We start from the raw sequence: 19,017 nt of genomic DNA, 5'->3' as shown, positions 1-19,017 counted from the left end.
CGGGTGACCGGGCGATGGGGTTACCCCCACTCTTGGCCCGGCGACCACCCTACCGCCGGGCTACTCCGTCATGATCAACCGCTCGCGGTGGAAGGACGGAGTACCCCAGGCCGAGTACAGCGCGCGGATCTTCTTGAAGAAGACGGACAGGTCGTACTCGTCGGTGTAGCCGATGGCGCCGTGAAGCTGGAGGGCGGTGCGGGCGGCCCGGTAGGCGGCCTCGCTCGCGGCGGCCTTCGCGGCGGAGATCTCGTCCGGGGCGAAGGACAGCGCGGCGGCGAAGACCAGGGGGCGGGCGAACTCCAGCGCGGTGTGGGCGTCGGCGAGACGGTGCTTGACCGCCTGGTACTCGCCGATAGGACGGCCGAACTGGACGCGCTGCCGGGCGTACCCGACCGTCATGTCGAGTGCGGCCCGCCCGAGGCCGAGGAGCTGGGCGGCGGTGTAGAGGGCGGCGGCGTCGAAGACCGCGGCGGGGGCCCGGCCGGCGACGGCGGACAGGGGCCGGGTCGGATCGAGGGAGGCGATCGGCGGCCCGTCGGCGCCGGGAAGACAGAGATCTGCGATCTCGGCGTTGGGTGCGTACGGCGCCTGCGGAGGCACGGCGGCGGTGGCTATGGCTCCGGCGGCCAGCCCCGGCAGCCACTCGGAGTCGCCGTCGTCGGCGAGCGCCGTCGCGACGGCCAGCGACTCCGGATACGGACCCGGTGCCGCGTGATAGCCGACGCGCTCCAGCGCCGCGCACAGCTCGACCGGATACTCGCCCGCGAGCCCGTGCAGACCGATGGACGCCAGCCCGCGCCAGATCTCCAGCCCCCGCTTGGTGTCGCCGGCGGCCCAGGCGCGCGCGGCGGCGATCCCGTCCGCGTCGCGGAGCAGAGCGTCGACCGCGTCGCGGAACCCGCGCTGCTCGGTGGTCAGAGCGAATCTCACCGCGTCCCCCTCGGCATCCCGAGCACCCGCTCGGCGACCACGTTCCGCTGGATCTCGTTCGTGCCGGCGTAGATCGGCCCCGCGAGGGCGAACAGATAGCCGTCCATCCAGGCCGAGTCGAGGTGTTCGGCCTCCGGTCCCAGCAGGTCCAGCGCCGTCTCGTGCATGGCCAGGTCCAGCTCGGACCAGAACAGCTTGTTCACGCTGGTCTCCACGCCGAGGGTGCCGCCGTCCGCGATCCGGGCCGCGGTCTCGAACGTCGCCAGCTGGTAGGCCCGCGCGCCGATCCAGGCGTCCGCGACCCGGTCGCGGAACGCGGGCGGACGGCCCGCGGACTCCCACAGGGCCCGCAGTCTCCGCGCCGTCGCGAGGAAGCGGCCGGGGGAGCGCAGATACAGTCCGCGCTCCTTGCCGGCCGTGGCCATCGTGACCTTCCAGCCGTCGCCGACGGCGCCGAGGACGTCCGCGTCGGGGACGTGGACCCCGTCCAGGAACAGCTCGGCGAAGCCGGGTTCGCCGTCGAACTGCGGGATCGGGCGCACCGTCACGCCCGGCGCGGTCAGCGGGAACAGGAAGGAGGTCAGCCCTCGATGACGCTCGGCCGCCGGGTCGGTGCGGAACAGGCCGAAGCCCCAGTCCGCGAACGCCGCGCGGGACGACCACGTCTTCTGCCCCGACAGCAGCCATCCGTCGCCCGACGGCGCGCGAACCGCAGTGGAACGCAGCGCGGCCAGGTCCGACCCGGCCTCCGGCTCGGACCACGCCTGCGCCCAGATCTGCTCGCCGGAGGCCATCGCCGGCAGGAACCGCGCCTTCTGCTCCGCCGTCCCGTGGTCCAGGATCGACGGCGCCAGCAGGTTGATCCCGTTCTGCGACACCCGCCCCGGGGCGCCCGCGGCCCAGTACTCCTCCTCGAAGATCAGCCACTCGGTGATCGACGCGCCGCGTCCGCCGTACTCCGCGGGCCAGGACACCACCGAGTACCGCTCGTCGAACAGCTCTCGCTCCCACCGCCGGTGCGCCTCGAAGCCCTCGGCGGTGTCCATCGACGGCAGCGGCTCGGCCGGCTGGTGCGCGGCCAGCCAGCTCCGCACCTCGCGGCGGAAGGTCTGCTCGGGCTCACTGAAGCTCAGGTCCACGCGGCCTACCGTACCAAGCAAACGATTGGTAGGGTAGGGTGCGTGGAGCTCACCTACACCGCCGCGGACGAGGCCTTCCGGGCCGAGGTCCGTGCCTGGCTGCGGGACCACCTGACGGGGGAGTTCGCCGCCGCCAAGGGCCTGGGCGGGCCGGGCCGCGAGCACGAGGCCTTCGACGTCCGGGTGGCGTGGGACCGCCATCTCGCCGCGCACGGCTGGACGTGCCTGGACTGGCCGAGGGAGTACGGCGGCCGCGCGGCCACGGTCGCGCAGCAGGTCATCTTCCACGAGGAGTACGCCCGCGCCGAAGCGCCGATCCGGGTCAGCCACATCGGCGAGCAGCTGCTGGGCCCCACGCTCATCGCCTACGGCACCGAGGAGCAGAAGCGGCGCTTCCTGCCGGGGATCCGCGACGTGACCGAACTCTGGTGCCAGGGCTACTCCGAACCCGACGCCGGCTCGGACCTGGCCAACGTCAAGACCACCGCCGTGCTGTCCGGGGACGGCACCGAGTGGATCCTGAACGGCCAGAAGATCTGGACCTCGCTGGCCCACCTCGCCGACTGGTGCTTCGTCATCGCCCGCACCGGACCGGACAAGCCCAAGCACCGCGGCCTGTCCTACCTGCTGGTGCCGATGGACCAGCCCGGCGTCGAGGTCCGGCCGATCCTGCAGCTCACGCGGACCTCGGAGTTCAACGAGGTCTACTTCACCGACGCCCGCACCGCGGCCGGCCACGTCGTCGGCGGCGTCGACGCGGGCTGGCGGGTCGCCATGGCCACGCTCGGCTTCGAGCGCGGCGTGTCCACCCTCGGCCAGCAGATCGGCTTCCGCCGCGAACTCGACGGGATCATCGCGCTCGCCCGGGCGAACGGCGCCGCCGGCGACCCGCTCGTCCTCGACCGGCTCACCCGCGCGAGCATCGGGCTGGACGTGCTGCGTCTCAACGCCCTGCGGTCGATGACCGGCCTGGCCGACGGCGCGCCGGGCCCGGAGGCCTCGATCGGCAAGCTGGCCTGGGCCCGCTGGCACCGCGATCTCGGCGAGCTCGCCATGGAGGTGCTCGGCGGCGGCGGCACCGTCACCGGTCCCGGCTACGACCTCGACGAATGGCAGCGGCTGTGGCTGTTCAGCCGCGCCGACACCGTCTACGGCGGATCCGACGAGATCCAGCGGAACGTCATCGCCGAGCGCGTCCTCGGCCTGCCCAAGGAGCCCCGCGCGTGACCGTGCCCCGTTATGTGGAGGGCCACGACCTCCTCGCCGGCAAGAACGTCGCCGTCACCGCCGCGGCCGGCACCGGCATCGGCGCCGCCGTCGCCCGCCGCTGTCTGGAGGAGGGCGCGCGGGTCGTGGTCAGCGACCACCACGAGCGCCGCCTGGAGGAGACCCGCGCCGCGCTCGCCGGGGAGTTCGGCGCGGACGCCGTCCACGCCATCGTCTGCGACGTCACCCGGGAGGAGCACGTCCAGGCCCTGATCGACGGCGCGGTCGAGCGCCTCGGCCGCCTGGACGTCCTGGTCAACAACGCCGGCCTCGGCGGCACCGCCTCGGTCCTGGAGATGACCGACGAGCAGTGGCTGCGCGTCCTGGACGTCACCCTCAACGGCACCTTCCGCTGCACCCGCGCCGCGCTGCGCCGGATGCGCGACCAGGGCACCGGCGGCGTGATCGTCAACAACGCCTCGGTGATCGGCTGGCGCGCGCAGGAGGGGCAGGCGCACTACGCCGCGGCGAAAGCCGGGGTCATGGCCCTGACCCGGTGCTCCGCGCTGGACGCCGCCCCGTACGGTGTCCGGGTGAACGCCGTCGCGCCGTCCCTGGCCATGCACCCGTTCCTCGCCAAGGTCACCACCGACGACCTGCTCGCCGAGCTGACCGCGCGGGAGGCGTTCGGGCGCGCCGCCGAGCCGTGGGAGGTCGCGAATGCCATGGTGTTCCTGGCAAGCGACTATGCCTCCTACCTGACCGGTGAAGTCCTCTCCGTTTCGAGCCAACATGCCTAAGACCAATCCCCCCGCTCCCCCTCATCGGGACCGCCGCGCCGAGCTGCTGAGCCTGGCCGCGGGGCTGTTCGCCGAGCGCGGCTACAAGAACACGACGGTGCGCGACATCGCGGACGCCGCCGGGATCCTGTCCGGGAGCCTCTACCACCACTTCGACTCCAAGGAGACGATGGCGGACGAGATCCTGCGGACGTTCCTGGACGACCTGTTCCGCGACTACCGCGCCATCGTCGAGCGTGAGAGCGATCCCCGGCGCGCCTTCGAGCAGCTGGTGCACGCCTCGTTCCGGGCCATCGACCGGAACCATTCGGCGATCGCGCTGTACCAGAACGAGGCCAAGCAGCTGCGGCAGTCCCCGCGGTTCGCCTACCTGGACGAGACCGACCGGGAGTTCCGCGACATCTGGCTCGGCACGCTGGAGAAGGGGATCGCCTCCGGGGCGTTCCGGGCCGATCTCGACGCGATGATGGCCTACCGGTTCGTGCGCGACACCGTGTGGGTCGCCGTGCGCTGGTACGTGCCGGGCGGGAAGCTCACCGCCGAGGCCGTCTCGGCGCAGTACCTCTCCATGATCCTCGAAGGGTTCCAGAGCAGGGAGTGAGGCAGCGATGGGCGAGGCCTACATAGTCGGGGCCGTGCGGACGGCCGTCGGGCGCAAGAAGGGCGCGCTGGCGTCCGCGCACCCGGCGGATCTGGGCGCCCACGTCATCCGGGCGGTGGTGGACGCGGCCGGCGTCGATCCGGCGGCGGTGGACGACGTCGTGTTCGGGTGCGTCGACACCATCGGGCACCAGGCCGGAGACATCGCGCGCACCGCGTGGCTGGCCGCCGGGCTGCCCGAGGAGGTGCCGGGCGTCACCGTGGACCGGCAGTGCGGATCCTCGCAGCAGGCGGTGCACTTCGCGGCGCAGGCGGTGCTGTCCGGGACCGCGGACCTGGTGGTGGCCGGCGGCGTGCAGAACATGTCGCAGATCCCGATCGCGGCCGCCATGACGGTGGCCGCCCAGTTCGGCGTCACCGACCCGTTCTCCGGGTCGCGGGGCTGGCGCGCGCGGTACGGCGACCAGCCGGTGTCGCAGTTCCACGCCGCCGAGCTGATCGCCGAGAAGTGGAACGTGACGCGCGACGCCATGGAGGACTTCGCGCTGGAGTCGCACCGGCGCGCGCTGGCGGCGATCGACGAGGGCCGGTTCGAGCGGGAGATCGTGCCGTACGAGGGGTTCGCGGTGGACGAGGGGCCGCGGCGCGACACGTCGAAGGAGGCGATGGCGGGGCTGCGGACCCTGGTCGAGGGCGGACGGCTGACCGCGGCGGTGTCTTCGCAGATCTCTGACGCGGCCGCGGCGCTGCTCATCGCCTCCGAGGACGCGGTGCGCACGCACGGGCTGACGCCGCGGGCCCGGATCCATCACCTGTCGGTGCGCGGCGCCGATCCCATCCTCATGCTCACCGCGCCGCTCCCGGCCACCGCGCACGCGTTGCGGAAGACCGGGATGAGCCTGGACGACATCGACCTGGTCGAGATCAACGAGGCGTTCGCACCGGTGGTCCTGGCGTGGGCCCGGGAGAGCGGCGCGGATCTCGCGAAGGTGAACGTCAACGGCGGCGCGATCGCGCTCGGGCACCCGCTCGGCGCCACCGGCGCGCGGCTGATGACGAGCCTGCTGCACGAGCTCGAGCGCACCGGCGGCCGGTACGGGCTGCAGACGATGTGCGAGGGCGGCGGGCAGGCGAACGTCACCATCATCGAGCGCCTGTGACGGAACCTGGGAAACCTCTGAGGCGGGTGATTCGTATCAGCCGGCGAATCCCGTGACCGCGCAACGCGGCGGCAGTACCCTGAATGCTGATGAACGTGAATATGAAGGCCGGTGCCGCCGTCGCCGCCGTGGTACTCCTCCTGTTCCTCATCGTGCGGCCGACGAGTTCGGGACACCACTTCAAGGTGACCGCGACCGAGTACGACTGCAACGTGAAGATCGTGGACGACCCGCGGCCGCTGAACCGCCAGATCCTGGCCACGGTGGGCATCAAGTGCGCCACCACGCCCAAGGAGACCGACTTCATGTTGCAGCTGCAGTACCGCAAGGACAGCGGTGCGCAGTGGGCGAATATCGGCGACGCCCGCAAGTACACCGGCCCGCCCACCAAGGACTACACGGACATCAACATCACCCAGCCCTGCAAGGCGGGCGACTGGCGCATCGCCTACCAGCTGATGGGCGTCGCCGCCTCCATCGGCAGCAACTTCCAGGAGCCGCAGCAGTTCGGCGACGGCAAGAGCATCAGCCAGTCGCAGTGCGACAACAGCTGACGAGGGCCGGGCGCCCGGAGCGCGGCGGACCGGTCGGGACACGGCAACCCTGAGCCGCCGGAACTCGTGCTACCTGGCCTTCTGGCCGATTGCGCGCCATACTTCCGGCTAGCACGGAATCAGGATCGTGTCATATCCGCCGCGGCACCGGCGACGTGCAGGTCAGAGTCCTGATACGCGGCTCGCACCGGGGAGTGGGCTCCCGGCCGGGCGGGCGCGTTCCACGGTGATCGGTCGGGGGATGCGGCGCGGTCCGCCTCAGTCGCGCAACCGTCTGCCAGTCGGGAGTCGACGCCGGTGCCGCCACAGGACGGATCGTCCGCGCCGGCGCTGCCCGGACCCGCGGCCGCGATCCGGCCCCGAGTCGTGGTGCAGTGCCGTGACCGCATGCTCGGCGACGCCCTGGTCGAGTGGTGCGGGCGGCAGACGCCGTTCGTCGCCGTCGGCCCGGCCGCGGACGGGGCGGCGCTGCTGCGCCTGTGCCGGACGCACCGCCCGGTGCTCGTGGTGCTCGACGCCGAGGGCGGCGCCTGCGAGGCGCTGGCCCAGCTGCCGCCGCCCCGGCCCTACGTCATCGGCCTGCGGTCGAGCCGGTGTCCGCGCGGGTCGGTGTCCGCGTCCGCTTTCAACCAGCTCATCGACCGCTCCGGGGGCCTGCCGCCGCTCGCCGCCGCCCTGCACGCGTTCCTGGCCCACCCCGTCGTCACCGGCACCGCCTACTACCGCCTCACCGCCCGCGAGGCCGAGGTCCTGTCGCTGCTCGGCACCGGCCTGCGCACCGCCGAGATCGCGGTGCTGCTCGGGCTGAGCCCGCGCACCGTCGACAACCACCGCCGCCGCATCTACGCCAAACTCGGCGTGCAGTGCGTCTCGCACGCCGTCGCCGCGGCCGCGTCGGCCGGGCTGCTCCCGCCGCCGGCGATCCTGCCCCAGCCGGTGCCGCTGACGCCGCGCGAACGCCAGATCCTCGAGCTCGCCGACCGCGGACTGAGCACCAAGCAGACCGCGCGGGTTCTGCTGGTCTCGGCCAAGACCGTGGAGAACACCTGGCGGCACCTATACGGCAAACTCGGCGTCCACGGCCGGGCCCAGGCGCTGGCCATCGTGCACAGCTGGGGCGGCAGCCCGGACGCGGCGCCGGTTGACCCGCAATCTAGTTAGGCGCCATACTACTTTCATGAGCCCGGAACCCCGTCCCTCCGCGCCGAGCCTGGAACAGGCACGGCGGCAGATCCGCGGCTACGGCCTCGACGCCGATCCGCAGTCCGTCCTGGTCGCGGTGCGGCTGATGGCCGTCGGCGCCCGGCTCGGACAGGCCTCCGAGGTGCACTTCTCCCGCTTCGGGCTGTCCACCGGCCGGTACCGCCTGCTGGCCGATCTGGAGGACCACGGCGGCGGGAAGTCCCCGTCGCAGCTCGCGGCGAGCCTCGGGGTGACGCGGGCGACCGTCACCGGCCTGCTCGACGGTCTGGAGCGGGAGGGGCTCGTCGTGCGCGGCGCGTCCGCGGAGGACGGCCGCGGTGCCGTCGTGTCGCTGACCGACCGGGGGGCGCAGCGCCTGAAGGACATGGCGGCCGAACACTTCGACCGCCTGCAGGGCCTGGTCGCCGGGCTCAGCGTCGACGAACGCGAGCAGTTCCTCTCCATGCTCGACCGGATCGACGAAGGCATCAGCGCCCTGACCTCCGACTGACCGCGGCCGCCCCGTGCGGCCGTTCTTCCCGCCCATATAGTTAGCCACCTAATTACTGAGGGAGCCGTCATGGCCCGCAAACGCCCGCCCCGCCCTTTCAAGCTGCGCGACGAAGTGTGCGTCGCCTTCCTGGCCCCCGCCCTGACCGCGGGGATCAGCGGCCTGGCCACCCACCAGACCGCCCTGGCCGTCGCCGCCGTGACGTCGATCGGCCTCACCTCCGCCCTCGTCGCGACGATCACCGGCGTCATCCTGATGCGCCGAGGCGCGGGCATACAGCCCCGGCGCCGCCTGCTGCGATCCCTGACCGCCGGTCTGGTCGCCGGCGTGATCGGCGCCGCGGCCGGCCTGGCCGCATCGGGCTGGCTGTCCCGGCTGAGCATCGACCTGCCCCTGTCCGCCGTACTCGCCGCGACGATCATCACCTGGCGATGGCACGGATCCGCCGCCAACCGTGAGGACTTCGCGTGATCGCCATCCTGGGAGCGACCGGCACCACCGGCAACGCTCTGCTCCGCACCCTGACCGCGCAGGGCGTCCCCTGCCGCGCGCTGACCCGTACGCCGCACAAGCTGGCCGGGACCGTCGCGGTCGCCGCGCCGGTCGAGGTCGTGCCGGCCGACGCCGCCGACCCGCGGTCACTGCGCACGGCTCTGAAGGGATGCGATCAGCTCTTCCTGTCCATGGCGAACCAGCCGAACCAGGTCGAGTTGGAGATCGCCGCGATCGACGCCGCCGCGGCAGCGGGCGTCGAGCACGTCGTTAAGCTGTCCGCTCCGGCTGCCGAACCGGACTCGCCGGTGGCCGTCTCCCGGGGGCACGCCGCGATCGAGGCGCACCTTCTCGCCGCCGTGCCGCATGTCACGATCCTGCGTCCCTATGCCTTCATGCAGAAGCTGCTTCTGCTGGCCCCGGGAGTGACGGCCGGGAACGTCATCGTCGGGGCGATGGGCCAGGCGCCGTGCAACTACATCGACGCCCGCGACATCGCTGACGTGGCGGCGGTCGCGTTGACGCGTCGGCAAGCGGCCGGCACGGTCTACGAGCTCACCGGCGGCCGGGCGGTCTCCCACCCCGAACTGGCAGCTCTGCTGTCCTCGCTGACGGGACGGCGGATCGCGTACGTCGATCTGGACCCCGCCGAGTTCCACGCCCACCTTGTCCGCACCGCGGGCATGCCCGACTGGCTGGCGTGGCACATCGTGGAGATCCAGCAGCTGGCCGTCAACCGCCCGGAATCACCGAACTCTGCGATAGAAGACCTTCTCGGACGCGCACCCAGGAGCCTGGAGGACTTCCTCGCTCAGAACCGTGCGGCCTTCGCGTGAGAGTCAGCCGGGCAAGGGAACGCCGCACCGGATCACTCCGGTGCGGCGCTCGGACCCCTTGCCGGCTCAGCTGATCCAGTAGTAGTCGTACAGCATGTCGCCGGTCTGCGTGACGCCGCCGTGGATCGTCCGTTCCGTGGGGACGCACTCGTAGAAGGCGGTCCCCAGGTTGCGCTCGTCCGCCTGGCCCTGGGCGTTGCACTGGGAGTCGGCGGTGCTCCCCCAATAGGTGGTGACGTACTTCGAGTAGGTGCCACTGGCATGTGCGGCCGGTGTCGCCAGTGCCACGGCGGACGCGACCGTGACGGCCGCGATGCCGGACTTCAGAATCGCCTTGCGCATTCCCCGTCCTTTCAGGGTGCTGGTGATCACGGCCGCGAACGTAACCCGCTCGACCGCGGCGCGGAGAACGATTCAGCGAGGGCTGAAACGTCCGTGCCGGGCACTCCGGAGCTCGCCCCCCCGACACTCCCCACCGGACCTAGGGGAATCGCGTCATATCCGCACGTCAGCCGCAATCGCTACCTTGACGCCGATCGGGCCCGAACGAAACGGGCCCCGGCCGGGACGAGGCCCGTCATGGACACCCACAGCCACGCTCGCCGCACCGTGCTCAAGACCGGGGCGCTCGCCGTCGCCCTGACCGCCCTGGAACTCGTCGGGCCCGCGAAGCCCCGGCCGGTCCGCCTGCCGCTGGACACCGCCGGGCTGCCGCTGCCGGACATCCAGTTCGACATCGGCGGCTTCATCGCGCCGGCCCGGACCGTCGAGGGCATCCGGGTGCAGTTCGGCCCGGTGTTCACCACGTTCCTCACCGCGCAGCTCACCCGGAACCCGGTCCAGGCCGACCAGGCGGTCCTGGCCTCGGCGCTGGACACCATCGAGGCGAACTACGCCTTCAGCCCCTCCGGCGTCTTCCCGTTCGTCAGCTACGGTCTGCCGTACTTCAACCGGCTGCCCGCCGCGCTCGTCACCGCCCGGATCCCGCACCTGCTCTCGGCGCCGGGGCGGCTGGCGCTGGAAGAGGCCGTGCCCGGCCCGACGGACGTCTCACCGCAGAATCCCGGTATCAGCAAGCTGCGGTTCAATGTCCCGGTCCGCATCGAGAACAACGACCTGCTGTTCACGCTGCGCTCGGACGACCCCACCGTCCTCACCGACATCCTCCTGTGGCTGTCCGGCAGCGGCAGCCTGAACGGCGCGAACGTGCCCTCGCCGGCGTTCCACGGCCTGCTGCGCTTCACGTCCAGCCGCCTCATGTTCCAGCAGATGGGCCTGCCGCGCCTCGTCGCCACCGGGGCCGGGCTGCCGTTCGCCCCGTTCCTGCAGCCCGAGTCGCCGATGTGGATGGGCTTCGCCGACCAGCAGGTCAAGGGCGCCGGGCCGGCCGCCATCTGCACGTTCGCGGGCAACGCCTCGGCGCGCGTCACCACCGCCCAGGCCGGCGACTACTTCGACAACGGCTCGGTGCAGCACCTCGCGCACGACATCCTCGACATGGCGCAGTTCTTCGACCTGGACGCCGACGGCAACCCGGGGTCGGACGGCACCTTCACCGAACGCGTGCAGTACATGTTCCGCTCGGACCCGCCGCCGTCCCTCGGCAACCCGAACGACCAGTACACCAACGGCGGCGGCCCCTCGTTCCTGGAGAACACCTTCCAGGGCACCGGCGACGCCGAGGCGAGTGCCCAGGGCGTCGACACGCCGGGCAACGAGCACCGTATGGGGCACCTGTCGACGCTCCAGCGCTCCTCGCGCGCCGCCGACGGCACGCCGATGCACATCCGCATGGACGGCCCCGGATTCGACGCGATGGACGTCCCGGACCACAGCACGCAGCCGAAGCTCCAGTTCACGGTCTTCGTGCCCAGCGCCGACTTCTTCGCCACCATGCGCCGCAACCAGGCAAGCCTGGACCTCGCGGCCAAGTACGCGGTACCGGCCTCGGACAACGGGTTGGAGCGGTTCATCACCGCCACCCGGCGTCAGAACTTCCTGGTGCCGCCTCGCCGCCACCGTGCGTTCCCGCTCCTGGAACTCACCTGACGGTACCCGCCGGCGACTCGTCCTCAGTTCCGGCACGCTGAGGCGGGTCGCCGCGCCATTCCATCGACAGCCCGATGAAGAAGGTCAGCAGCACGCCGACGACGACGTAGTTCCAGCCGCCGAGCGCTTTCTGGCCGGGCAGCGGCGAGAGGGTGTAAGTGAGGATCCAGGCCGTGGCCAGAGCCAGGCATCCCAGGATCAATCCACCGAACCAGGGCGGCGAGGGCTTGTCTCCACTTGTCATTCAGGGCGCTCCTGTCAACGTGAACCCTTGTGGAGCAGTGTGATGCGTGCCACTCTCGTTGTGCAAGAGGTCTAATAACGGAGCGGGAGGCGGCATGTCGGCGACCCTCAGCAGTGCCGGCTCGCGGGCGGAGGCGCGGGCCTGGCAGGACGGCAAGCGTTACCTGTGGCCCTTGGCCTTGGTGGTACCCGTCCTGCCCTACGTCGCCTACGGGCTCTGGCACCGGTTCGACAACGCCCTGGCCTGGTTCCTGACGCCGTTCCTGGTCTACGTGATCGTCCCGCTCGGGGACTGGCTGATCGGCGAGGACGCCGGCAACCCGCCGGCCGACCGCGAGGCGCAGCTCCAGTCGGCGTGGTACTACCGCATCCTGACGTTCCTGTACCTGCCGCTCCAGTTCGGATCCCTGGTGCTCGGCGCCTGGGCCTGGAGCCAGCCGAATACGAACGCCGCCTCGCGGATCGGGATGATCATCAGCGTCGGCATCGTCACCGGCATCGCCATCAACACCGCGCACGAACTGGGCCACAAGCGCGAGGAAGTCGAGCGCTGGCTGTCGAAGATCGCGCTGGCACCCTCCGGATACGGGCACTTCTACGTCGAGCACAACCGCGGCCACCACGTCCGGGTCGCGACGCCGGAGGACCCGGCCTCGGCACGCATGGGCGAGTCCTTCTACAGGTTCTGGCCGCGCACCGTCTGGGGCTCGCTGAAGTCGGCGTGGGAGCTGGAGACGAAGAAGCACCGGCTGCGCAAGCGTTCGCCCTGGTCACTGCGCAACGACATCCTGAACGCCTGGCTGATGACCGTGGTCGTCTTCGCCGCACTGACCGCATGGCTGGGCGTCGGTGTGCTTCCGTTCCTGCTCGCACAGATGGTGTTCGGCTTCTCGCTCCTGGAGATCGTCAACTATCTGGAGCACTACGGTCTGCTGCGCCAACGCACGGCGACCGGCCGCTACGAGAAGGTCGAGCCGGTGCACAGCTGGAACAGCGACCGGCTGTCCACCAACGTCTTCCTGTACCAACTCCAGCGTCACAGCGACCACCACGCCTACCCGAACCGCCGGTACCAGGTCCTGCGAACCTTCGAGGAGGCCCCGCAGCTGCCCGGCGGCTACGCGACGATGATCGTGGTCGCGCTGTTCCCACCCCTGTGGCGCCGGGTCATGGATCCGCGGGTGCGGGCCCACTACGACGGCGACGTGCTGCGGGCCAACCTCACGCCCAAGCTGCGGGCGAAGTACGAGGCCGAAGCGGTCGCCGCGCGGGCTTGAGTCGCGTGGGCTTGAGTCGCGCGGGTTTGAGGGCCGGGGCCGCTCGCACGCGGCCCCGGTTATCAGGATGACGAGTCGAGTCCCGCGTCACGTTGCTATTGCTTGCGATTGTGACCTATAGCCCCGCTTTGCGACGCGCCCGATAGGCCGCCGCCGCCGCGCGGTCGTTGCACCAGTCGCTGCAGAACCGCCGGCTCCCGGACCGCGACCGGTCCACGAAGGCGCACTCGCACGGTGTCCCGGCGCAGGTGCCGAGTCTCCGTAACTCCGACTCGGCGATCAGCTCCGCGGCGGCGGCCGGCAAGCGCGCGGCGAGTGCTTCCAGTCCGGTCGCCGTCGGCGCCACCTGGAGGCCCGGGCATCCGTCCTCGTCGACCACCAGCTGCGGGACCGCCGCTCCGCGCACCAGCATCGGATTGACGATCTCGACCGCCTCCTCCAGCGTGTCCGCGCTGAACAGCAGCCGCAGCAGGGCCCGCAGTTCCTTGAGGCCGTCCAGATCCCGTTCGTGGAGGCCCTCGGCGATGTCCGCGTGGCCGGCCGTTCGCAACGCGTCGCGGTACCACTGCACGCTCGTCAGGCGGTCCGGTGGATCCTCCAGCAGATCCATCGAGTTCACCAGCAGGACGGCCAGGTCCAGATCGTCGGCGGGGAGCCGGTGGATCCAGCCCGGCGGCATGGTGAAGTCGGTCTTCGGCGAGGTCCCGGTGTCCGCCGTCATTCGTCTGACCCCTCCCTGTACGCGCGTGTCAGTGGCGTTCGACGCGATACTACTGACGGATGCCGGCGCCGTCGTCGACGACACCACGCTTGCGGCGCCCGGGCAGTTCAATCCGGCGCCGTACCGTCTGTCCCCCAGGGTCACGCAGGGGCTGTATCGTCCCGGTAAATCCGGGCCAGCCCGGCGGCGGTCTCGGCGATCCGTTCGCGCAGCGCGGCCGGGGCCAGCACCTCGACCCCGGCGCCCAGCTTCAGGAACTCGCCCTCGGCGTGGGTCAGCGACTCGATCGGCACCGTCGCCTTCACCCAGCCGGCCCGCTCGCCGTCGTCCTCGGCGGTGGTGTTCACCGCGTTCACGACGTCGGAGGCCATCACCTCCTCCAGCCGCCGGCGCCCGTCCGGCGACAGCCGGATCGTCGCCTCGCCCTGGACCAGCCGGGTGCGGAACTCGGCGACCTGGCGGGCCCAGTAACCGGGCAGGTCGAAGTCGGCCGGGCGCTCGAACCGGCCGTCGGCGCCGTCGAGCGCCTCCAGCTCAAGGATCTGGTTCACCCGGAAGGTGTTCACCCGGCCCGCCGACTCCGCGACCGTGTACCACTTCCCGGTCTTCAGCACGATCCCGTACGGCGCGAGCGTCCGCTCCACCTCGGTCGGCGCCGTCCAGCGCCGGTACCGCACCCGGATCCGCCGCTGGTTCCACACCGCGTCGGCCACCGCCGGCAGGAACGGGCTGGTGTCGCCGTCGTCGTACCAGCCCGGCGCGTCGAGCAGGAAGCGCTGCTGGATCCGGCCGCTGCGGTCGGCCAGCTCCGCCGGCATCGCCGCCTTCACCTTCAGTTGCGCCGCCGCCATCACCGAACCCAGGCCCAGCTCGGCCGCCGGGCCCGGCAGCGCGGCCAGGAACATCGCCTCGGCCTCGTCGCCGGACAGCCCGGTCAGCCGGGTCCGGTAGCCGTCCAGCAGCTGGTAGCCGCCGGCCGGCCCGGCGTCGCCGTACAGCGGGATCCCGGCCTCGTGCAGGGACTCCACGTCGCGGTAGATGGTGCGGACCGAGACCTCCAGCTCGTCGGCGAGCTGGCGGGCCGTCATCCGGCCCCGGGTCTGCAGCAGCAACAGCAGCGAGACGAGACGACTGGCGCGCATGCCTGGATTATCCGCCGGGGTGCTGACAGATCGGGGACGGTCAGCGGGAAGCGCTGAACCCGGTCGTGACCTTCGCTGCCGAGGCGGCCTTCCGCGCCGCTTCGAAGTCCGCGCGCGTGATGGCGTAGATGACCATGTCGTTGTACGTGCCCTCGCGGTAGTGCGAGCCGCGCAGGACGCCCTCGCGCAGCAGCCCGGCCTTCTCCAGCGCCCGCTGCTCGGCGATGTTCTCCACGTCCGTGGCGGCCTCGATCCGGAACACGGTCGTGGTGGCGAACAGGTAGGCCACCAGCAGCCGCTGGGCCTCGGTGCCGTAGCCCTTGCCCCGCGCCTTCGGGAGCAGGGTGATCCCGAAGTTGATCGCCGGCGCCTGGATCGGGCCGTAGTGCTCCGGGTGCCAGCTCACGCCTCCGATGTAGTCCCCGTCGGCCTCGATCGCCAGTCGGCCGTGCACATCCCCGGGCTTGGGGAACACCTCGCCGGACTCCACCAGACGCCGCAGCCGTCCCGGCACCGGGAACCCGAAGAAGTTGAAGCGGTCGTCCGGAGCGTCCGGATTGGCCTCGTGGATCGTGCAGTCTTCGAGGGTGTACTGGCGCAGGCGGACCGAGCTCTCGGTGGTGTCGTAAGTCATAGCGGCCAAGTTAGCCCACTACCGTCGCGGACGCTCCGGAGATCGCTTCCACCGCCTCCGCCACGATCCGGTCCACCAACTCCTGGCAGCTCGGCAGGTCCTCGATCAGCCCGACCACCTGTCCCGCCGACAGCACTCCGGCGGCCGGATTCCCCTCGACCAGCCCGGCTTTCAACAGCATCGGAGTGTTCGCCGCCATGACGACCTGACCGAGGCGCAGTCCGTAGTGCTCGCGCATCGCCAGGCCGTCCCGGACCATCGCGCGCAGCGACATCCCCGTCATCTTCTTGAACGCCAGGCCGTTGCGGACCGACCGCAGCAGGCCGCCGACCGCTCCGGACCGCTCGATCTGCTCCACGAGCCCGGTGCGCAGCACGCGGTGCGGCACGCCGTCGATCTTCGGCGTCGCGAGCGTCCCGTTCACGTCGGCGCCCAGATACAGCGCCTTCACCGCGTCCGGCACCCGCGAGTCCGCCGTCAGCAGGAACCGTGTGCCCATCGCGATACCCGAAGCGCCGTAGGCCAGCGCGGCGGCCAGGCCGCGGCCGTCGAAGAACCCGCCGGCCGCCACGACCGGGATGTCCACCGCCGCGGTGATCTGCGGCAGCAGCAGGCTGGTCGCCACGCCGCCGGTGTGGCCGCCGCCCTCGCCGCCCTGCACCAGCACCGCGTCCACCCCCCAGGCCGCCACCTTCTCGGCATGCCGCCGGGCGCCGATCGAGGGCACCACCACGATCCCGGCGTCCTTCAGCTTCGCGATCAGCTCCCGCTTCGGGGCCAGGGCGAACGAGGCCACCCGCACGCCCTCCTTGATCAGCAGATCCACGCGCTCGGGGGCGTCGGCGGCGTCCGCCCGCAGATTCACGCCGAACGGGGCGTCGGTGCGCTCCTTCACCTCGCGGATCGCGGTCGCCAACTCGGCGTGGGACATCGTCGCCGACGCCAGGATGCCGAGCGCCCCGGCCCGCGCGGTCGCGGTCACGAGATGCGGGCCCGCGACCCAGCCCATCCCGGTCTGCACGATCGGGTGCCGGACGCCGACGAGGTCGGTCCAGCGGGTCCGGATCCGCTGCTCCATCATGCGCCGCTCAGCCCCTTCCGGCGGAGGGGACCTCGCGCTCGCGGGCGTTCCCCGGGTCGAGGACGTCGCGGATCAGGTACAGCGCCTCGGCGTCCGGCTCCGGCGTGACGTCCGGGTTGTCGGTGCCGGCCAGGACGAAGCCGGTGGCCGCCACGACCTCGTCGACGCTGACGCCGGGGTGGACCGAGCGGATCCGCATCCGGTGGTCCGGCGTCGCGAAGTCGAACACCGCCAGGTTCGTGACGACCCGCCGCAGCCCGTGGAACCGCGCGGCCTTCCCGACCGCCTTCGCGCGGTCGAATCCGACCCCTGAGACGACGTCCACCCTCTCCACGAACACCTTGGGGGAGTGGTTCGCGATCCAGTAGCTGGTCGGATGGTTGATGGTGTTGCCCGGCGCGCCGCGCACGCCGATCAGCTGCGCCTTGGGCCGCGCGTGGTCCGCGCCGATCGCGGAGATGTTCTGGTTGCCGAACTTGTCCAGCTGGCTGGCGCCCATCATGACGTGCCGCGATCCGTGCCACACGTGGTCGAACAGCTGCCGGTAGGGGATGTGCGCCTCCACGTGGGAGTCGGCGCCGGTCGGATCGGTGAGGTAGTCCGCGTCGCCGTCGGACAGCAACAGCCCCGGAGCGAACGTCAGCTTCGCCAGCCGCGCGGCGACGGCCGGCACGATGCCCATCGGCGAGGCGATCACCTCGCCGTCGCCGCGCCACGCCTCGGCGCAGGCCGCCACGCAGATCTCGGCCCGGGTCGCCACACCGCCGCTCATCGGCTCGCCTCCACGAAGAGATCCCCGCCCGCGTAAGCCTTCTGCGCCGCCTCGTCGCGGCCGTAGTCCGGGACGCAGCTGGTGAAGCCCGCGCCGCCGGGCGCCTCGATCACGCCGTCGACCATCATCCGGTTGATCTTCAAGGACTGCGGCGGTCCGCCGGCGGCCAGCTCCGCGGTCTCGACGACGCGCTCGCAGGAGACGTACCGCCTCTCCGCCGCGAGGCAGTACAGGTCGTCGAAGTAGATGTCAGGGCCCAGATACTGCGTGTTCCCGAACCTGTCGGCCCGGTTCATGTGGACCAGCGCGGCGTCCAGATGGATCGCCGGCATCGCCAGCAGTTCCTCCGCGTCCTCATAGGGAGAGGTCACCGTTCTCAACTCCGGGTTGAAAGTGGTGACGTCGGAACCCAATCCGGCGCGTGTCGGCAAAAACGGCAGACGCAGCGCGGCGGCGTAGAGGCCCCACTGCAGAGCGCCTTCGTCGAACTCCGCGACCTCGATCCCGCCCTCTTGCCGGGCTTTGCGGAAGTGCGGATCCAGCGGGATCGAGTCCAGGGACACGAACCCGTACACCGCCTTGCGCACCTTCCCGGTCGCGCACAGCATGCCGACGTCCGGACCGCCGTACGACACCACGGTCAGGTCCTTCACGCTCGACTTCGCGATCGCGGTCACCAGGGCCATGGGCTTGCGCCGCGACCCCCAGCCGCCGATGCCGACCGTCATCCCGTCCCGCAGCTCGCCGACGACGTCGTCGACGCTCATCCGCTTATCGCGCATCGTGCCCCGCCATCCTCACGCCTTCCCCTCGACGAACTTGTCGCGCTCCTCGTCGGCGATCCCGGCCAGGTTGATCTCGAAGGTGTAGCCCTGCTCGTAGCGGTAGGACCGCTTGACGTCGACCGGGTCGATGCCGTTCAGCGCGGCCTTGGCGGCGCGGATCACCGCCGGGTGCTTGGCGGCGATCTCGGCGGCCAGCTCCAGCGCGCGCTCGTGCAGCTTCTCCCGCGGCACCACGTCCCAGACCGAACCGAACTCCAGCAGCCGCTGCGCGGAGACCGTGCGCGCGGTGTAGTACATGGTCCGCAGATAGTGCTGCGGGACGAGCCGGCTCAGGTGCGTGGCGGCGCCGAGCGCGCCCCGGTCCACCTCCGGCAGCCCGAAGTAGGCGTCGTCGCTGGCGACGATGCTGTCGGCGTTGCCCACCAGGCCGATCCCGCCGCCGACGCAGAACCCCGCGACCTCGGCGATCACCGGCACCGCGCACTCGTAGACCGCGGCGAACGCGGCCGCGCAGCCGGCGTTGGCGCCGAGCAGCGCGTCGAACCCGGCGGTGTTCTGCATCTCCTTGATGTCCACCCCCGCGTTGAACCCGCGGCCCTCGGCGCGCAGGATGACGACGCGGGTGTCAGGGTCCTGTCCCGCGGCGCGGACCGCCTCGGCGAGGGCGAACCATCCGGCCACCGGCAGGGCGTTCACCGGGGGGTGGTCCACGGTGACGGTGACCACGCCGCGGTGTTCGGGCCGGGTCTCGGTGGTGCTGGTGACGGCCAAGGCGGTCTCCCACGGTTCTAGCAACCTAGCATTTGCTTGGGATCCTAGCGGTCGCTCGGAGGGGTGACCAGAGCGGCGGGACGCACGGGAGAGGCGGACAGTGGCGGTATAGGTGGACCGCGATCCGAT

22 protein-coding genes are annotated in these 19,017 nt (G+C 71.4%); 11 read left to right on the top strand and 11 right to left on the bottom strand.

Annotated elements, in window-relative coordinates:
- Nucleotides 1-60: 60 nt before the first annotated feature.
- Together ABD466_RS24020 and ABD466_RS24015 are read right to left on the bottom strand one after the other, a co-directional pair.
- Nucleotides 61-933, bottom strand: a complete 873-nt coding sequence (locus ABD466_RS24020) for an acyl-CoA dehydrogenase family protein (protein ID WP_344659405.1) — start codon at nt 931-933, stop codon at nt 61-63.
- A complete protein-coding gene (locus tag ABD466_RS24015; protein WP_344659404.1) occupies nt 930-2,072 on the bottom strand; it encodes an acyl-CoA dehydrogenase family protein in 1,143 nt (380 codons plus the stop codon). The genes ABD466_RS24020 and ABD466_RS24015 overlap by 4 nt, the downstream gene beginning before the upstream one ends.
- A gap of 42 nt (nt 2,073-2,114) precedes the next feature.
- Here ABD466_RS24015 and ABD466_RS24010 point away from each other — a divergent pair, with 42 nt between their 5' ends.
- The 9 genes from ABD466_RS24010 to ABD466_RS23970 all read left to right on the top strand — a co-directional run bounded on the left by ABD466_RS24010 (nt 2,115) and on the right by ABD466_RS23970 (nt 9,413).
- On the top strand, nt 2,115-3,299 hold the full coding sequence (locus tag ABD466_RS24010) for an acyl-CoA dehydrogenase family protein (protein ID WP_344659403.1): 1,185 nt from the start codon (nt 2,115-2,117) through the stop codon (nt 3,297-3,299).
- The gene (locus ABD466_RS24005) at nt 3,296-4,078 is read left to right on the top strand and encodes an SDR family oxidoreductase (RefSeq protein ID WP_344659402.1); all 783 of its coding nucleotides are present in this window, start codon (nt 3,296-3,298) and stop codon (nt 4,076-4,078) included. Before ABD466_RS24010 ends, ABD466_RS24005 begins: the two co-directional genes overlap by 4 nt.
- Nucleotides 4,071-4,679, top strand: a complete 609-nt coding sequence (locus ABD466_RS24000; RefSeq protein ID WP_344659401.1) for a TetR/AcrR family transcriptional regulator — start codon at nt 4,071-4,073, stop codon at nt 4,677-4,679. Before ABD466_RS24005 ends, ABD466_RS24000 begins: the two co-directional genes overlap by 8 nt.
- A 7-nt stretch (nt 4,680-4,686) precedes the next feature.
- The gene (locus tag ABD466_RS23995) at nt 4,687-5,838 is read left to right on the top strand and encodes an acetyl-CoA C-acetyltransferase (RefSeq protein WP_344659400.1); all 1,152 of its coding nucleotides are present in this window, start codon (nt 4,687-4,689) and stop codon (nt 5,836-5,838) included.
- 89 nt (nt 5,839-5,927) lie between these two features.
- Nucleotides 5,928-6,392: a hypothetical protein gene (locus ABD466_RS23990; protein ID WP_344659399.1), complete on the top strand. Its 465-nt coding sequence runs from the start codon at nt 5,928-5,930 to the stop codon at nt 6,390-6,392.
- Between the two features lie 297 nt (nt 6,393-6,689).
- On the top strand, nt 6,690-7,553 hold the full coding sequence (locus ABD466_RS23985; protein ID WP_344659398.1) for a response regulator transcription factor: 864 nt from the start codon (nt 6,690-6,692) through the stop codon (nt 7,551-7,553).
- 16 nt (nt 7,554-7,569) lie between these two features.
- Complete coding sequence (locus tag ABD466_RS23980; protein WP_344659397.1) at nt 7,570-8,085, top strand: MarR family winged helix-turn-helix transcriptional regulator; 516 nt, start codon at nt 7,570-7,572, stop codon at nt 8,083-8,085.
- A 69-nt stretch (nt 8,086-8,154) separates the two neighbouring features.
- Complete coding sequence (locus tag ABD466_RS23975) at nt 8,155-8,556, top strand: hypothetical protein (protein ID WP_344659396.1); 402 nt, start codon at nt 8,155-8,157, stop codon at nt 8,554-8,556.
- Nucleotides 8,553-9,413, top strand: coding sequence for an NmrA family NAD(P)-binding protein (locus tag ABD466_RS23970; protein WP_344659395.1), 861 nt, complete (start codon nt 8,553-8,555; stop codon nt 9,411-9,413). Before ABD466_RS23975 ends, ABD466_RS23970 begins: the two co-directional genes overlap by 4 nt.
- 66 nt (nt 9,414-9,479) lie before the next feature.
- Here ABD466_RS23970 and ABD466_RS23965 read toward each other — a convergent pair whose 3' ends face one another.
- Nucleotides 9,480-9,785, bottom strand: a complete 306-nt coding sequence (locus tag ABD466_RS23965) for a hypothetical protein (protein WP_344659394.1) — start codon at nt 9,783-9,785, stop codon at nt 9,480-9,482.
- Between the two features lie 207 nt (nt 9,786-9,992).
- Here ABD466_RS23965 and ABD466_RS23960 point away from each other — a divergent pair, with 207 nt between their 5' ends.
- Entirely contained in the window at nt 9,993-11,462 is a 1,470-nt protein-coding gene (locus ABD466_RS23960) for a DUF7405 family protein (RefSeq protein WP_344659393.1), read from the top strand.
- Here ABD466_RS23960 and ABD466_RS23955 read toward each other — a convergent pair.
- The gene (locus ABD466_RS23955) at nt 11,455-11,706 is read right to left on the bottom strand and encodes a cell division protein CrgA (protein WP_344659392.1); all 252 of its coding nucleotides are present in this window, start codon (nt 11,704-11,706) and stop codon (nt 11,455-11,457) included. The two genes, ABD466_RS23960 and ABD466_RS23955, sit on opposite strands and share 8 nt — an antisense overlap.
- 94 nt (nt 11,707-11,800) lie before the next feature.
- On the opposite strand from ABD466_RS23955, the gene ABD466_RS23950 reads away from it, so the two are divergent.
- Nucleotides 11,801-12,982, top strand: coding sequence for an alkane 1-monooxygenase (locus ABD466_RS23950; RefSeq protein WP_344659391.1), 1,182 nt, complete (start codon nt 11,801-11,803; stop codon nt 12,980-12,982).
- A 115-nt stretch (nt 12,983-13,097) separates the two neighbouring features.
- Here ABD466_RS23950 and ABD466_RS23945 read toward each other — a convergent pair whose 3' ends face one another.
- The 7 genes from ABD466_RS23945 to ABD466_RS23915 all read right to left on the bottom strand — a co-directional run bounded on the left by ABD466_RS23945 (nt 13,098) and on the right by ABD466_RS23915 (nt 18,888).
- The gene (locus ABD466_RS23945; protein WP_344659390.1) at nt 13,098-13,703 is read right to left on the bottom strand and encodes a CGNR zinc finger domain-containing protein; all 606 of its coding nucleotides are present in this window, start codon (nt 13,701-13,703) and stop codon (nt 13,098-13,100) included.
- A gap of 140 nt (nt 13,704-13,843) precedes the next feature.
- Complete coding sequence (locus ABD466_RS23940; protein ID WP_344659389.1) at nt 13,844-14,845, bottom strand: helix-turn-helix transcriptional regulator; 1,002 nt, start codon at nt 14,843-14,845, stop codon at nt 13,844-13,846.
- Nucleotides 14,846-14,885: 40 nt separating this feature from the next.
- Nucleotides 14,886-15,479: a GNAT family N-acetyltransferase gene (locus ABD466_RS23935; RefSeq protein ID WP_344659388.1), complete on the bottom strand. Its 594-nt coding sequence runs from the start codon at nt 15,477-15,479 to the stop codon at nt 14,886-14,888.
- 10 nt (nt 15,480-15,489) lie between these two features.
- The gene (locus ABD466_RS23930) at nt 15,490-16,560 is read right to left on the bottom strand and encodes an NAD(P)H-dependent flavin oxidoreductase (protein WP_344659387.1); all 1,071 of its coding nucleotides are present in this window, start codon (nt 16,558-16,560) and stop codon (nt 15,490-15,492) included.
- Between the two features lie 7 nt (nt 16,561-16,567).
- Nucleotides 16,568-17,332, bottom strand: coding sequence for a CoA-transferase subunit beta (locus ABD466_RS23925; protein ID WP_344659386.1), 765 nt, complete (start codon nt 17,330-17,332; stop codon nt 16,568-16,570).
- The gene (locus tag ABD466_RS23920; protein WP_344659385.1) at nt 17,329-18,114 is read right to left on the bottom strand and encodes a CoA transferase subunit A; all 786 of its coding nucleotides are present in this window, start codon (nt 18,112-18,114) and stop codon (nt 17,329-17,331) included. Before ABD466_RS23920 ends, ABD466_RS23925 begins: the two co-directional genes overlap by 4 nt.
- A gap of 15 nt (nt 18,115-18,129) precedes the next feature.
- Nucleotides 18,130-18,888: an enoyl-CoA hydratase family protein gene (locus tag ABD466_RS23915; RefSeq protein WP_344659384.1), complete on the bottom strand. Its 759-nt coding sequence runs from the start codon at nt 18,886-18,888 to the stop codon at nt 18,130-18,132.
- Between the last annotated feature and the right edge of the window lie 129 nt (nt 18,889-19,017).

The sequence above is a fragment of the Catenulispora subtropica genome (genome assembly GCF_039531675.1).
GTDB classification, from domain to species: domain Bacteria; phylum Actinomycetota; class Actinomycetes; order Streptomycetales; family Catenulisporaceae; genus Catenulispora; species Catenulispora subtropica.
This window is presented reverse-complemented; position numbering and strand designations above follow the sequence as displayed.

What these genes read in the sequence shown, in the direction of transcription:
- ABD466_RS23995 (WP_344659400.1), top strand. Translation starts at nt 4,687, where the DNA reads ATGGGCGAGGCCTACATAGTCGGGGCCGTGCGGACGGCCGTCGGGCGC.
- ABD466_RS23960 (WP_344659393.1), top strand. Translation starts at nt 9,993, where the DNA reads ATGGACACCCACAGCCACGCTCGCCGCACCGTGCTCAAGACCGGGGCG.
- ABD466_RS24000 (WP_344659401.1), top strand. Translation starts at nt 4,071, where the DNA reads ATGCCTAAGACCAATCCCCCCGCTCCCCCTCATCGGGACCGCCGCGCC.
- ABD466_RS23940 (WP_344659389.1), bottom strand. Translation starts at nt 14,845, where the DNA reads ATGCGCGCCAGTCGTCTCGTCTCGCTGCTGTTGCTGCTGCAGACCCGG.
- ABD466_RS23955 (WP_344659392.1), bottom strand. Translation starts at nt 11,706, where the DNA reads ATGACAAGTGGAGACAAGCCCTCGCCGCCCTGGTTCGGTGGATTGATC.
- ABD466_RS23975 (WP_344659396.1), top strand. Translation starts at nt 8,155, where the DNA reads ATGGCCCGCAAACGCCCGCCCCGCCCTTTCAAGCTGCGCGACGAAGTG.
- ABD466_RS23935 (WP_344659388.1), bottom strand. Translation starts at nt 15,479, where the DNA reads ATGACTTACGACACCACCGAGAGCTCGGTCCGCCTGCGCCAGTACACC.
- ABD466_RS23945 (WP_344659390.1), bottom strand. Translation starts at nt 13,703, where the DNA reads ATGACGGCGGACACCGGGACCTCGCCGAAGACCGACTTCACCATGCCG.
- ABD466_RS23950 (WP_344659391.1), top strand. Translation starts at nt 11,801, where the DNA reads ATGTCGGCGACCCTCAGCAGTGCCGGCTCGCGGGCGGAGGCGCGGGCC.
- ABD466_RS23920 (WP_344659385.1), bottom strand. Translation starts at nt 18,114, where the DNA reads ATGCGCGATAAGCGGATGAGCGTCGACGACGTCGTCGGCGAGCTGCGG.
- ABD466_RS23925 (WP_344659386.1), bottom strand. Translation starts at nt 17,332, where the DNA reads ATGAGCGGCGGTGTGGCGACCCGGGCCGAGATCTGCGTGGCGGCCTGC.
- ABD466_RS23930 (WP_344659387.1), bottom strand. Translation starts at nt 16,560, where the DNA reads ATGATGGAGCAGCGGATCCGGACCCGCTGGACCGACCTCGTCGGCGTC.
- ABD466_RS23990 (WP_344659399.1), top strand. Translation starts at nt 5,928, where the DNA reads ATGAACGTGAATATGAAGGCCGGTGCCGCCGTCGCCGCCGTGGTACTC.
- ABD466_RS23980 (WP_344659397.1), top strand. Translation starts at nt 7,570, where the DNA reads ATGAGCCCGGAACCCCGTCCCTCCGCGCCGAGCCTGGAACAGGCACGG.